Origin of the sequence: Pseudomonas sp. COR18, assembly GCF_048568395.1 — a bacterium.
GTDB lineage: Bacteria > Pseudomonadota > Gammaproteobacteria > Pseudomonadales > Pseudomonadaceae > Aquipseudomonas > Aquipseudomonas fuscovaginae_B.
The window spans coordinates 3,307,501-3,320,296 of record NZ_CP183808.1; the positions used below are offsets into that span (position 1 = coordinate 3,307,501).

The window sequence follows — 12,796 nt, forward strand, 5'->3', positions numbered from 1 at the left end:
GGAAACAACCCAGACCGTCAGCTAAGGTCCCAAAGTCATGGTTAAGTGGGAAACGATGTGGGAAGGCTTAGACAGCTAGGAGGTTGGCTTAGAAGCAGCCATCCTTTAAAGAAAGCGTAATAGCTCACTAGTCGAGTCGGCCTGCGCGGAAGATGTAACGGGGCTCAAACCATGCACCGAAGCTACGGGTGTCACGCAAGTGACGCGGTAGAGGAGCGTTCTGTAAGCCTGTGAAGGTGAGTTGAGAAGCTTGCTGGAGGTATCAGAAGTGCGAATGCTGACATGAGTAACGACAATGGGTGTGAAAAACACCCACGCCGAAAGACCAAGGTTTCCTGCGCAACGTTAATCGACGCAGGGTTAGTCGGTCCCTAAGGCGAGGCTGAAAAGCGTAGTCGATGGAAAACAGGTTAATATTCCTGTACTTCTGGTTATTGCGATGGAGGGACGGAGAAGGCTAGGCCAGCTTGGCGTTGGTTGTCCAAGTTTAAGGTGGTAGGCTGAGATCTTAGGTAAATCCGGGATCTTAAGGCCGAGAGCTGATGACGAGTGTCCTTTAGGACGCGAAGTGGTTGATGCCATGCTTCCAAGAAAAGCTTCTAAGCTTCAGATAACCAGGAACCGTACCCCAAACCGACACAGGTGGTTAGGTAGAGAATACCAAGGCGCTTGAGAGAACTCGGGTGAAGGAACTAGGCAAAATGGCACCGTAACTTCGGGAGAAGGTGCGCCGGTGAGGGTGAAGGACTTGCTCCGTAAGCCCATGCCGGTCGAAGATACCAGGCCGCTGCGACTGTTTATTAAAAACACAGCACTCTGCAAACACGAAAGTGGACGTATAGGGTGTGACGCCTGCCCGGTGCCGGAAGGTTAATTGATGGGGTTAGCGAAAGCGAAGCTCTTGATCGAAGCCCCGGTAAACGGCGGCCGTAACTATAACGGTCCTAAGGTAGCGAAATTCCTTGTCGGGTAAGTTCCGACCTGCACGAATGGCGTAACGATGGCGGCGCTGTCTCCACCCGAGACTCAGTGAAATTGAAATCGCTGTGAAGATGCAGTGTATCCGCGGCTAGACGGAAAGACCCCGTGAACCTTTACTATAGCTTTGCACTGGACTTTGAATTTGCTTGTGTAGGATAGGTGGGAGGCTTTGAAGCGTGAACGCCAGTTTGCGTGGAGCCATTCTTGAAATACCACCCTGGCAACTTTGAGGTTCTAACTCAGGTCCGTTATCCGGATCGAGGACAGTGTATGGTGGGTAGTTTGACTGGGGCGGTCTCCTCCTAAAGAGTAACGGAGGAGTACGAAGGTGCGCTCAGACCGGTCGGAAATCGGTCGCAGAGTATAAAGGCAAAAGCGCGCTTGACTGCGAGACAGACACGTCGAGCAGGTACGAAAGTAGGTCTTAGTGATCCGGTGGTTCTGTATGGAAGGGCCATCGCTCAACGGATAAAAGGTACTCCGGGGATAACAGGCTGATACCGCCCAAGAGTTCATATCGACGGCGGTGTTTGGCACCTCGATGTCGGCTCATCACATCCTGGGGCTGAAGCCGGTCCCAAGGGTATGGCTGTTCGCCATTTAAAGTGGTACGCGAGCTGGGTTTAGAACGTCGTGAGACAGTTCGGTCCCTATCTGCCGTGGACGTTTGAGATTTGAGAGGGGCTGCTCCTAGTACGAGAGGACCGGAGTGGACGAACCTCTGGTGTTCCGGTTGTCACGCCAGTGGCATTGCCGGGTAGCTATGTTCGGAAAAGATAACCGCTGAAAGCATCTAAGCGGGAAACTTGCCTCAAGATGAGATCTCACTGGAACCTTGAGTTCCCTGAAGGGCCGTCGAAGACTACGACGTTGATAGGTGGGGTGTGTAAGCGCTGTGAGGCGTTGAGCTAACCCATACTAATTGCCCGTGAGGCTTGACCATATAACACCCAAGCAATTTGCGTCGAATGAGCAGATTGCGGTGTATGAAGACGAAGTGAACCGAAAGTTTGCCACGCACAAAGCACCAAAGACTGTCACGTACCCGATTCGCTGGAGCGTTGCCCAGGCAACGAGCTGGCTACCGAATTTCTTGACGACCATAGAGCATTGGAACCACCTGATCCCATCCCGAACTCAGAAGTGAAACGATGCATCGCCGATGGTAGTGTGGGGTTTCCCCATGTGAGAGTAGGTCATCGTCAAGATTAAATTCCGAAACCCCTATCTGCGCAGGCAGGTAGGGGTTTTGTCTTTTCTGCGCCCTGAATCGCTTCGCCAGCCTGTCCCTATTTTCCTCTTTCTCTTGTTGTCGTATCTGTCCTGATGCCCATGTTTTCTATGCAATGAACCAGCTCATGGCTATCATGCGTGCCTCATTGTGAGGCGAGATCTGCATGCTGACCTTGTTAAAACTCCTGAAAGACGGCCGGTTTCATTCCGGGGAGGCACTTGGGGCCGCGTTGGGCGTCAGTCGCAGCGCCGTCTGGAAGCAGCTTCAGCAACTGGAGGCCGAGCTCGGGCTGTCGATCCACAAGGTTCGTGGCCGCGGCTACCAGTTGGCTTCTCCCCTGATCCTGCTTGATGAGCAGGTGATCGTCGCCGCCGGATCTTCTTCCCTCTGGCCTGTACGCCTCTACGATTCCATTGATTCGACCAATGCCGAGGCGCTACGGCTGGTCGAGCAGGGTGTTCCTGCGCCGTTCATCGTTGTCGCCGAGCGGCAGACCTCCGGTCGTGGTCGCCGCGGGCGCCAATGGGTCAGTCCATTCGCGGAGAACATCTATTACAGCCTGCTGCTCCGGATCGATGGCGGCATGCGCCAGCTGGAAGGCCTGAGTCTTGTGGTGGGGCTGGCAGTCCTGCACGCCCTGCGTGAGCACGGGCTTGCGGAAGTAGGGCTGAAGTGGCCAAACGACGTCCTGGTTGGGCGCAAGAAGATTGCCGGTATCCTGTTGGAGTTGGTCGGTGATCCGGCGGATGTCTGCCACGTGGTGCTGGGTATCGGTATCAACGTCAATATGCAGGTCGCCGAGTCGATCGATCAGCCATGGACGTCCGTGCGTGCTGAGATGGGGCGCACGTTGGATCGCAATCAACTGGTGTCTTCCCTGAGTAAAAAGCTCCAGGAATACCTGGAGCTGCATCGTGAGGCGGGTTTTGCCGCCATACAGGCGGAGTGGGAGCGCAATCACCTCTGGCAGGGGCGGGAGGTCTCCCTGGTCGCCGGCGTCAACAGCATCAATGGCATCGTGCTGGGGATTGACCAGCAGGGTGCGCTACGCCTGAGGGTTGACGGGGTCGAGAAGGTCTTCAGTGGTGGCGAGCTCAGCCTGAGGTTGCGTGATGATTCTTGAGCTCGATTGCGGTAACAGCTTCATCAAGTGGCGCATTATCCGGACGAGTTGCCGGGACGTAGTGGCCGGCGGTGTTGTCGACTCCGACCTGGCGTTGCTGCAGCGCCTGCGCGAAGAGCCCGGGTTGACCCTGGCCTGGTGTCGCCTGGTCAGCGTGCGTACCGAAGAGGAGACCTGGCGCCTGGTTGCGGCGCTTGCCGATGCCTTCGATGTCGAAGTGGCGTGTGCACGACCTGCCGAAGAGATGGCGGGGGTGCGCAATGGTTACAGAGAGCACGAGCGGCTGGGTCTCGATCGCTGGCTGGCGATGCTGGGTGCCTTCCGGCTGGCCGGCGGGCCGTGCCTGGTGCTGGATCTCGGTACTGCGGTCACGGCCGATTTCATTGCCGCGGATGGTTCGCATCTCGGAGGCTTCATTTGTCCCGGAATGCAGTTGATGCGCAACCAGCTGCGTACTCATACTCGACGGATTCGCTACGACGATGTGGCGGCCGAACGTGCGCTGACCAGTCTGGTTCCCGGGCGGGAGACCGTCGAGGCGGTCGAGCGTGGCTGTCTGCTGATGTTGCGCGGATTTATCCTGACTCAGTTGCAGCAGGCTCGGGAGTATTGGGGGGAGGAATTCAAGGTGTTCCTCACGGGCGGTGACGCGGCCCTGATTCGCGAGATGGTGCCTGGCGCCCGTTGGGTTCCGGACCTGGTATTTGTCGGCCTGGCGATAGCCTGCCCGTTGAGTTGAGGTCTCTATGCGTTGGTTGTTTCTGCTGTTGTTGGTGCTCAATGGTGTCTATTACGTCTGGCACCAGCAGGAGGCTCCCCTGAAGGCGAAAGAGGTAGCCCCTCTGTCGCTCTACCGCAGTGCTCACCAGGATATCCAGCTGCTGAGCGAGTCGGATAACGCGGGCGCTCGTAAAACAGCGGCAAGGGATCAGGAAAACGAGTCCGAATGTCTGTACCTGGGTGGCGTGCAGCGCCAGGAGGTCGCCCAGTCGATTCTGCAGCGTCTGCAAGGCATGGATATCAAGGCACGGGTGCAGCGCGTGAATGTTCCCGATTCCTCTGGATACTGGGTCCGTGTCGCGCCCGAGAGCCGGCGTTTGCTGGATGATGCGCAGCTGCAGAATCTTGCTAAGGAATTCAATGAGTTAAAACATAAAATAATGTTGTGCGAGGGTATTGCAGGTGTCGAATAGTTTGCATAGAATGGCGCCCGCTCCGCAGCGAAGACCTCTTGAGGAATTAGCCACGAAGCAGCGTCAATGCAACTAACCTCATAATTTTAAATGAGAAATTGCTTGACAGAGGTTCAGCATGATGTAGAATGCGCCTCACATTGGAGGGGTTCCCGAGCGGCCAAAGGGATCAGACTGTAAATCTGACGTCTCAGACTTCGAAGGTTCGAATCCTTCTCCCTCCACCATAATTTCAGCGGAAGCAGCAGGCTCCGCGGGTATAGTTTAGTGGTAGAACCTCAGCCTTCCAAGCTGATGATGCGGGTTCGATTCCCGCTACCCGCTCCAAGTTTTGCTGGTTGTGCAAAGTGTTTCGCTCTTGTAGCTCAGTTGGTAGAGCACACCCTTGGTAAGGGTGAGGTCAGCGGTTCAAATCCGCTCAAGAGCTCCATACAGACAAGGCGGATATGCAAATATCCGCCTTTGTTTTAAGTGGTTGTAGTTGTTGCAATGTCTCTGTCTGGTCGGCATAATGGTCGGCCTGATTCAAGTTTTAGGTCAGTAGCTCAATTGGCAGAGCGACGGTCTCCAAAACCGTAGGTTGGGGGTTCGATTCCCTCCTGACCTGCCAGATTCACTCGATGTGTCTGGCTTTCTTTTCACAGGATCCTGTAGATGACCTCCAACACTGAAGCCCAAGGCTCTCGCTTAGATCTTCTCAAGTGGCTCGTCGTAGTCGCTCTGGTGGTGGTTGGGGTTGTCGGCAATCAGTACTATGCTGGTTCGCCGGTCCTGTACCGTGTACTCGCTCTGCTTGTCATTGCTGCTGTTGCTGCCTATGTGGGCCTGCAGACCGCCAAGGGCAAGTCGTTCTTCGTACTGGTCAAGGAAGCCCGCACCGAGATCCGTAAAGTCGTATGGCCGACTCGCCAGGAAACCACTCAGACCACTCTGATTGTAGTGGCTGTTGTTCTGGTTATGGCGCTGTTGCTGTGGGGTCTCGACTCCCTGCTCGGCTGGATTGTTTCCTTGATTGTTGGCTAAGGGTGTCCCGTGGCTAAGCGTTGGTACGTTGTGCATGCTTACTCCGGTTACGAGAAGCATGTCATGCGCTCGTTGATCGAGCGAGTAAAGCTGGCAGGCATGGAAGATGGCTTCGGCGAAATTCTGGTCCCTACTGAAGAAGTAGTGGAAATGCGTAATGGCCAGAAGCGCAAGAGCGAGCGCAAGTTCTTCCCTGGCTACGTCCTGGTACAGATGGACATGAACGAGGGTACTTGGCACTTGGTCAAGGATACTCCTCGGGTAATGGGTTTCATCGGCGGTACTGCCGACAAGCCTGCGCCGATCACCGACAAAGAGGCCGAGGCCATTCTGCGTCGTGTCGCTGACGGCAGCGACAAGCCGAAACCGAAGACTCTGTTCGAGCCGGGCGAAGTGGTACGTGTTACCGACGGTCCGTTCGCAGATTTCAACGGTACGGTCGAAGAGGTCAACTACGAAAAGAGCCGGATCCAGGTCGCAGTGCTCATTTTCGGTCGCTCTACTCCGGTGGAGCTGGAGTTCAGCCAGGTCGAGAAGGTCTAGCTGGGCAAGCATCCCAACCCCACAGTCTTAGGCTGTGGGGTTTTGTCGTCACTGGGATAAAACGCAAGTCATCCGGGGAGCCAACTGGCGTTCGTACCCGATTTTGGAGTAGCTCATGGCTAAGAAGATTCAGGCTTACATCAAGCTGCAAGTTAAGGCCGGCCAGGCCAACCCAAGCCCACCCGTTGGTCCAGCACTGGGTCAACACGGTGTGAACATCATGGAATTCTGCAAGGCTTTCAACGCCCGTACCCAGGGTCAGGAAGCGGGTCTGCCGACTCCAGTGATCATCACTGTCTACAGTGACCGCAGCTTCACTTTCGAAACCAAGTCCACCCCGGCTTCGGTTCTGCTGAAAAAGGCCGCCGGCCTGACCAGCGGTTCCGCTCGTCCGAACACCGTTAAGGTTGGAACCGTTACCCGTGCTCAGCTGGAAGAGATCGCGAAAACCAAAAACGCTGATCTGACTGCAGCTGACCTGGATGCAGCCGTGCGTACCATCGCCGGTTCTGCTCGTAGCATGGGCCTTAACGTGGAGGGTGTGTAATGGCTAAGCTGACCAAGCGCCAAAAGGCTATTGCCGGCAAAATCGAAGCAGGCAAGGCCTACAGCTTTGTAGACGCCGCTGCTCTGCTGACCGAGCTGTCGACTGTCAAGTTCAGCGAGTCCTTTGACGTTGCTGTAAACCTGGGCGTTGACCCACGTAAATCCGACCAGGTCGTACGTAGCGCTACCGTGCTACCACACGGCACTGGCAAAACCGTTCGCGTTGCCGTGTTCACCCAGGGCCCAGCTGCTGAAGCTGCTCTGGCTGCCGGCGCCGACCGCGTTGGTATGGACGACCTGGCTGCCGAAATGAAAGGCGGCGACCTGAACTACGACGTAGTCATTGCTTCCCCGGATGCAATGCGCGTTGTAGGTCAACTGGGTCAGGTTCTGGGTCCACGTGGCCTGATGCCTAACCCGAAAGTCGGTACCGTAACTCCTGACGTCGCTTCCGCCGTCAAGAACGCCAAGGCCGGTCAGGTTCGCTACCGCACCGACAAGAACGGTATCATTCACACTTCCGTTGGCAAGATCGGCTTCGACGCCGTCAAGCTGAAGGAAAACGTTGAAGCCCTGATCGCTGACCTGAAGCGTATCAAGCCGGCTTCCGCGAAAGGTATCTACGTCAAGCGCGTTACCCTGAGCACCACCATGGGCCCAGGTCTGGTCATCGACCAGAGCTCGCTGGACGCGTAAGACACGCGTGGGTGCAAGCGATTGCACCCATTGAAAAATTGGGGTCCCTGCCTGGCGGGGGCTATCCAAGACCGTAGGCGGCGCAAGCCTTAAACCTCAAGCCTACGCAGATGGTGCTCCCGGTTCCTTACCGAATCAGACACCAAAACGACATCAGGCTCTGGCCTGGTGAAACGGTAACAAGCAGGAGTTAAACCCGTGGCAATTAATCTCGAAGACAAGAAGGCCATCGTCGCTGAAGTCAACGAGGCTGCCAAAGTCGCTCTGTCCGCTGTCGTGGCTGATGCCCGTGGCGTAACAGTAGGCGCAATGACCGGACTCCGTAAAGAGGCTCGTGAAGCTGGCGTATACGTACGTGTCGTACGTAACACCCTGCTCAAGCGCGCCGTTGCCGACACTCAATACAGTGTCCTCAACGACGTGTTCACCGGCCCGACCCTGATCGCGTTCTCCAACGAACATCCGGGCGCTGCTGCCCGTATCTTCAAAGAGTTCGCCAAGGGTCAGGACAAGTTCGAGATCAAGGCAGCTGCGTTCGAGGGCAAGTTCCTCGCAGCCAATCAGATCGACGTACTGGCAACTCTGCCGACCCGCGACGAAGCAATCGCACAGCTGATGAGCGTGATCCAAGGCGCTACCAGCAAGCTGGCTCGTACTCTGGCGGCAATTCGCGACCAGAAGGAAGCTGCTGCAGCCTGAGGCTGAGCGTTTCATCTCTCGCGTATTTTTGTTTATTTCGATGGCCTTGCAGGCTGTCCCCCAATTCAGGAATTGAGTCATGTCTCTGACTAACGAACAAATCATCGAAGCGATCGGCCAGAAATCCGTAGTGGAAATCGTTGAGCTGATCAAAGCGATGGAAGAAACCTTCGGCGTTACCGCTGCTGCCGCTGTTGCCGCTGGCCCAGCTGTTGCTGCCGCTGCTGCTGAAGAGCAAACCGAGTTCAACGTTGTCCTGGTTGAAGCTGGCGACAAGAAAGTCAACGTCATCAAGGCTGTTCGTGAACTGACCGGTCTGGGCCTGAAAGAAGCCAAAGAGAAAGTTGACGGCGCTCCTCAGGTCGTTGCTGAAGGCGTTTCGAAAGAAGCTGCTGAAGACGCCAAGAAGAAGCTGGAAGAAGCAGGCGCCAAAGTCGAGCTCAAGTAAGCTCAGACCTTGCGTCTCCGGCCCAAGCGTTAAGCGAAAGGCTGATGGCTGGTGGCTTTTGCCACCGGCCTTTTTCCGTTATTGGCGGCCGGCTCGGCCGGCGCCTCTAACGTGCTTCACCCACCCGAGGCGGTGGCGCAGACCAAGGGGTCTGCAAGATTTTCTGGCTGCTCCCGTCGGGAGAGGCCAAACAAGCAGGTGACCAAGCTGGGGAACGCTGATGGCTTACTCATATACTGAGAAAAAACGTATCCGCAAGGACTTTAGCAAGTTGCCGGACGTCATGGACGTACCGTACCTCCTGGCTATCCAGCTGGATTCGTATCGCGAATTCTTGCAGGCGGGCGCGACCAAGGACCAGTTCCGTGACGTCGGTCTGCATGCGGCCTTCAAATCCGTTTTCCCGATCATCAGCTACTCCGGCAACGCTGCTCTGGAGTACGTTGGCTATCGTTTGGGCGAACCGGCCTTTGACGTCAAGGAATGCGTATTGCGCGGTGTGACCTACGCGGTTCCGCTGCGGGTGAAAGTGCGCCTGATCATTTTCGACAAAGAATCGTCGAACAAAGCGATCAAGGACATCAAAGAGCAAGAAGTCTACATGGGTGAAATCCCCCTGATGACTGAGAACGGTACCTTCGTTATCAACGGTACCGAGCGCGTAATCGTTTCCCAGCTGCACCGTTCCCCGGGCGTGTTCTTCGACCACGACCGCGGCAAGACGCACAGCTCCGGCAAACTGCTGTACTCGGCTCGTATCATTCCTTACCGCGGTTCGTGGCTGGACTTCGAGTTCGACCCGAAAGACTGCGTGTTCGTCCGTATCGACCGTCGTCGCAAGCTGCCAGCTTCCGTGCTGCTGCGCGCGCTGGGCTACAGCACCGAAGAAGTCCTCGACGCCTTCTACACCACCAACGTATTCCACGTTAAGGGCGAGAGCCTGAGCCTGGAACTGGTGCCTCAGCGCCTGCGTGGTGAGATCGCTGTCCTCGACATCCAGGATGGCAACGGCAAGGTTATTGTCGAGCAGGGCCGTCGTATCACCGCTCGTCACATCAACCAGCTGGAAAAAGCCGGTGTCAAAGAGCTGGAAGTACCGCTGGACTACGTCATCGGCCGTACTACCGCCAAGGCTATCGTGCACCCGGCCACCGGTGAAATCCTGGCTGAATGCAACACCGAGCTGAGCACCGAGCTGCTGGCCAAGATGGCCAAGGCCCAGGTCGTTCGCATCGAAACGTTGTACACCAACGATATCGACTGCGGCCCGTTCATCTCCGATACCCTGAAGATCGACTCCACCAGCAACCAACTGGAAGCGCTGGTCGAGATCTATCGCATGATGCGTCCTGGCGAGCCGCCAACCAAGGATGCCGCCGAGACCCTGTTCAACAACCTGTTCTTCAGCGCCGAGCGTTACGACCTGTCCGCCGTCGGCCGCATGAAGTTCAACCGTCGTATCGGTCGTACCGAGATCGAAGGTTCGGGCGTGCTGTGCAAGGAAGATATCGTCGAGGTTCTCAAGACCCTGGTCGACATCCGTAACGGCAAGGGCATCGTCGACGACATCGACCACCTGGGTAACCGTCGCGTCCGCTGCGTCGGCGAGATGGCCGAGAACCAGTTCCGCGTTGGCCTGGTGCGTGTAGAGCGCGCGGTCAAGGAACGCCTGTCGATGGCCGAAAGCGAAGGCCTGATGCCGCAGGACCTGATCAACGCCAAGCCAGTGGCTGCGGCGGTGAAGGAGTTCTTCGGTTCCAGCCAGCTGTCGCAGTTCATGGACCAGAACAACCCGCTCTCCGAGATCACCCACAAGCGCCGTGTTTCCGCACTCGGCCCAGGTGGTCTGACCCGTGAGCGCGCGGGCTTCGAAGTTCGTGACGTACACCCGACCCACTACGGTCGCGTATGCCCGATCGAAACCCCTGAAGGTCCGAACATCGGTCTGATCAACTCCCTGGCGGCCTATGCCCGCACCAACCAGTACGGCTTCCTGGAGAGCCCGTACCGCGTGGTGAAAGAGGGTGTGGTCACCGACGACATCGTGTTCCTGTCCGCCATCGAGGAAGCCGATCACGTGATCGCGCAGGCTTCGGCGACCATGAACGAGCAGAAAGTGCTGGTCGATGAGCTGGTAGCCGTTCGTCACCTGAACGAATTCACCGTCAAGGCGCCGGAAGACGTCACCCTGATGGACGTTTCGCCGAAGCAGGTCGTTTCGGTCGCTGCGTCGCTGATTCCGTTCCTCGAGCACGACGACGCCAACCGTGCGTTGATGGGTTCGAACATGCAGCGTCAGGCCGTACCTACCCTGCGTGCCGACAAGCCGCTGGTCGGTACCGGCATGGAGCGCAACGTGGCCCGTGACTCCGGCGTGTGCGTCGTGGCTCGTCGTGGCGGCGTGATCGACTCCGTCGATGCCAGCCGTATCGTGGTTCGTGTTGCCGATGACGAAGTTGAACCAGGCGAAGCCGGTGTCGACATCTACAACCTGACCAAATACACCCGCTCGAACCAGAACACCTGCATCAACCAGCGTCCGCTGGTGAGCAAGGGTGATCGCGTTCAGCGCAGCGACATCATGGCCGACGGTCCGTCCACCGACATGGGTGAACTGGCCCTGGGCCAGAACATGCGCATCGCCTTCATGGCGTGGAACGGCTTCAACTTCGAAGACTCCATCTGCCTGTCGGAACGCGTTGTTCAGGAAGACCGCTTCACCACGATCCACATCCAGGAACTGACCTGTGTGGCCCGTGACACCAAGCTCGGCCCAGAAGAAATCACCGCGGACATCCCGAACGTGGGTGAGGCTGCGCTGAACAAGCTGGACGAAGCCGGTATCGTCTACGTCGGCGCCGAAGTCGGCCCGGGCGACATCCTGGTGGGCAAGGTCACTCCGAAAGGCGAGACCCAGCTGACTCCGGAAGAAAAACTGCTGCGCGCGATCTTCGGTGAGAAGGCCAGCGACGTTAAGGACACCTCCCTGCGCGTGCCGACCGGCACCAAGGGTACCGTCATCGACGTACAGGTCTTCACCCGTGATGGCGTCGAGCGTGACAGCCGTGCCCTGTCCATCGAGAAGAGCCAGCTCGACGAGATCCGCAAAGACCTCAACGAGGAGTTCCGTATCGTTGAAGGCGCGACCTTCGAACGTCTGCGTTCCGCTCTGGTCGGTCACACCGTCGAAGGCGGCGCTGGCCTGAAGAAAGGCCAGGAGATCACCAACGAGGTTCTCGACGGTCTCGAGCACGGCCAGTGGTTCAAGCTGCGCATGACCGAAGACGCTCTGAACGAGCAGCTCGAAAAGGCTCAGGCCTACATCGTCGATCGCCGCCGTCTGCTGGACGACAAGTTCGAAGACAAGAAGCGCAAGCTGCAGCAGGGCGATGACCTGGCTCCGGGTGTACTGAAGATCGTCAAGGTCTACCTGGCAATCCGTCGTCGCATCCAGCCGGGCGACAAGATGGCCGGTCGTCACGGTAACAAGGGTGTGGTCTCCGTGATCATGCCGGTCGAAGACATGCCGCACGACGCCAACGGTACTCCGGTCGACGTGGTTCTCAACCCGCTGGGCGTACCTTCGCGTATGAACGTCGGTCAGATCCTCGAAACCCACCTGGGCCTCGCGGCCAAGGGCCTGGGCGAGAAGATCAACCGCATGCTCGAGGAGCAGCGCAAGGTCGCTGACCTGCGCAAGTTCCTGCACGAGATCTACAACGAGATCGGCGGTCGCAACGAAGAGCTGGACAGCTTCTCCGACCAGGAAATCCTGGACCTGGCGAAGAACCTCAAGGGCGGCGTACCTATGGCCACCCCAGTGTTCGACGGTGCCAAGGAAGTTGAAATCAAGGCCATGCTGAAACTGGCTGACCTGCCAGAGAGCGGCCAGATGCAGCTGTTCGACGGCCGTACCGGCAACAAGTTCGAGCGTCCGGTCACCGTTGGCTACATGTACATGCTCAAACTGAACCACTTGGTAGACGACAAGATGCACGCTCGTTCTACCGGTTCGTACAGCCTGGTTACCCAGCAGCCGCTGGGTGGTAAGGCGCAGTTCGGTGGTCAGCGTTTCGGGGAGATGGAGGTCTGGGCACTGGAAGCATACGGTGCTGCCTACACTCTGCAGGAAATGCTCACAGTGAAGTCGGACGATGTGAACGGTCGGACCAAGATGTACAAGAACATCGTGGACGGCGATCACCGTATGGAGCCGGGCATGCCCGAGTCCTTCAACGTGTTGATCAAGGAAATTCGTTCCCTCGGCATCGATATCGATCTGGAAACCGAATAACACGTGACGCGATCGA

Annotated in this window: 10 protein-coding genes, 4 tRNA genes and 2 rRNA genes (1 of these 16 cut by a window edge); all 16 read left to right on the forward strand. The window is 57.2% G+C overall.

The annotated features are described in order from the left end of the window. Nucleotides 1-1,924: ribosomal RNA gene (locus ACM62G_RS15245) — 23S ribosomal RNA — on the forward strand; it begins 967 nt to the left of the window's first position. 149 nt (nt 1,925-2,073) lie between these two features. Further along, nucleotides 2,074-2,189: ribosomal RNA gene (rrf, locus tag ACM62G_RS15250) — 5S ribosomal RNA — on the forward strand. Nucleotides 2,190-2,378: 189 nt separating this feature from the next. Further along, nucleotides 2,379-3,338: a bifunctional biotin--[acetyl-CoA-carboxylase] ligase/biotin operon repressor BirA gene (gene birA, locus ACM62G_RS15255; protein ID WP_419737436.1), complete on the forward strand. Its 960-nt coding sequence runs from the start codon at nt 2,379-2,381 to the stop codon at nt 3,336-3,338. Continuing rightward, a complete protein-coding gene (locus tag ACM62G_RS15260; RefSeq protein ID WP_419737437.1) occupies nt 3,328-4,077 on the forward strand; it encodes a pantothenate kinase in 750 nt (249 codons plus the stop codon). The genes birA and ACM62G_RS15260 overlap by 11 nt, the downstream gene beginning before the upstream one ends. 7 nt (nt 4,078-4,084) lie before the next feature. Further along, nucleotides 4,085-4,531, forward strand: a complete 447-nt coding sequence (locus ACM62G_RS15265) for an SPOR domain-containing protein (RefSeq protein WP_054059488.1) — start codon at nt 4,085-4,087, stop codon at nt 4,529-4,531. Nucleotides 4,532-4,673: 142 nt separating this feature from the next. Beyond that, nucleotides 4,674-4,758, forward strand: a tRNA-Tyr gene (locus ACM62G_RS15270). A 26-nt stretch (nt 4,759-4,784) separates the two neighbouring features. Beyond that, nucleotides 4,785-4,858 (forward strand) — tRNA-Gly (locus ACM62G_RS15275). 27 nt (nt 4,859-4,885) lie between these two features. Continuing rightward, a tRNA-Thr gene (locus tag ACM62G_RS15280) sits at nt 4,886-4,961 on the forward strand. A gap of 104 nt (nt 4,962-5,065) precedes the next feature. Next, nucleotides 5,066-5,141: transfer RNA gene (locus ACM62G_RS15285), tRNA-Trp, on the forward strand. Nucleotides 5,142-5,185: 44 nt separating this feature from the next. After that, nucleotides 5,186-5,554: a preprotein translocase subunit SecE gene (gene secE, locus ACM62G_RS15290; RefSeq protein WP_054059487.1), complete on the forward strand. Its 369-nt coding sequence runs from the start codon at nt 5,186-5,188 to the stop codon at nt 5,552-5,554. A gap of 9 nt (nt 5,555-5,563) precedes the next feature. After that, a complete protein-coding gene (gene nusG / locus ACM62G_RS15295) occupies nt 5,564-6,097 on the forward strand; it encodes a transcription termination/antitermination protein NusG (RefSeq protein WP_010443972.1) in 534 nt (177 codons plus the stop codon). Between the two features lie 115 nt (nt 6,098-6,212). Continuing rightward, on the forward strand, nt 6,213-6,644 hold the full coding sequence (rplK, locus tag ACM62G_RS15300) for a 50S ribosomal protein L11 (RefSeq protein WP_017901523.1): 432 nt from the start codon (nt 6,213-6,215) through the stop codon (nt 6,642-6,644). After that, on the forward strand, nt 6,644-7,339 hold the full coding sequence (rplA, locus tag ACM62G_RS15305; protein ID WP_017901524.1) for a 50S ribosomal protein L1: 696 nt from the start codon (nt 6,644-6,646) through the stop codon (nt 7,337-7,339). The genes rplK and rplA overlap by 1 nt, the downstream gene beginning before the upstream one ends. A 198-nt stretch (nt 7,340-7,537) precedes the next feature. Beyond that, nucleotides 7,538-8,038, forward strand: a complete 501-nt coding sequence (rplJ, locus tag ACM62G_RS15310; protein ID WP_017901525.1) for a 50S ribosomal protein L10 — start codon at nt 7,538-7,540, stop codon at nt 8,036-8,038. Nucleotides 8,039-8,117: 79 nt separating this feature from the next. After that, on the forward strand, nt 8,118-8,486 hold the full coding sequence (gene rplL / locus ACM62G_RS15315) for a 50S ribosomal protein L7/L12 (RefSeq protein WP_017901526.1): 369 nt from the start codon (nt 8,118-8,120) through the stop codon (nt 8,484-8,486). Nucleotides 8,487-8,706: 220 nt separating this feature from the next. Beyond that, a complete protein-coding gene (gene rpoB / locus ACM62G_RS15320) occupies nt 8,707-12,780 on the forward strand; it encodes a DNA-directed RNA polymerase subunit beta (RefSeq protein ID WP_026144791.1) in 4,074 nt (1,357 codons plus the stop codon). Nucleotides 12,781-12,796: the final 16 nt, after the last annotated feature.

What these genes read in the sequence shown, in the direction of transcription:
- birA (WP_419737436.1), top strand. Translation starts at nt 2,379, where the DNA reads ATGCTGACCTTGTTAAAACTCCTGAAAGACGGCCGGTTTCATTCCGGG.
- ACM62G_RS15260 (WP_419737437.1), top strand. Translation starts at nt 3,328, where the DNA reads ATGATTCTTGAGCTCGATTGCGGTAACAGCTTCATCAAGTGGCGCATT.
- ACM62G_RS15265 (WP_054059488.1), top strand. Translation starts at nt 4,085, where the DNA reads ATGCGTTGGTTGTTTCTGCTGTTGTTGGTGCTCAATGGTGTCTATTAC.
- secE (WP_054059487.1), top strand. Translation starts at nt 5,186, where the DNA reads ATGACCTCCAACACTGAAGCCCAAGGCTCTCGCTTAGATCTTCTCAAG.
- rplK (WP_017901523.1), top strand. Translation starts at nt 6,213, where the DNA reads ATGGCTAAGAAGATTCAGGCTTACATCAAGCTGCAAGTTAAGGCCGGC.
- rplA (WP_017901524.1), top strand. Translation starts at nt 6,644, where the DNA reads ATGGCTAAGCTGACCAAGCGCCAAAAGGCTATTGCCGGCAAAATCGAA.
- rplL (WP_017901526.1), top strand. Translation starts at nt 8,118, where the DNA reads ATGTCTCTGACTAACGAACAAATCATCGAAGCGATCGGCCAGAAATCC.
- rpoB (WP_026144791.1), top strand. Translation starts at nt 8,707, where the DNA reads ATGGCTTACTCATATACTGAGAAAAAACGTATCCGCAAGGACTTTAGC.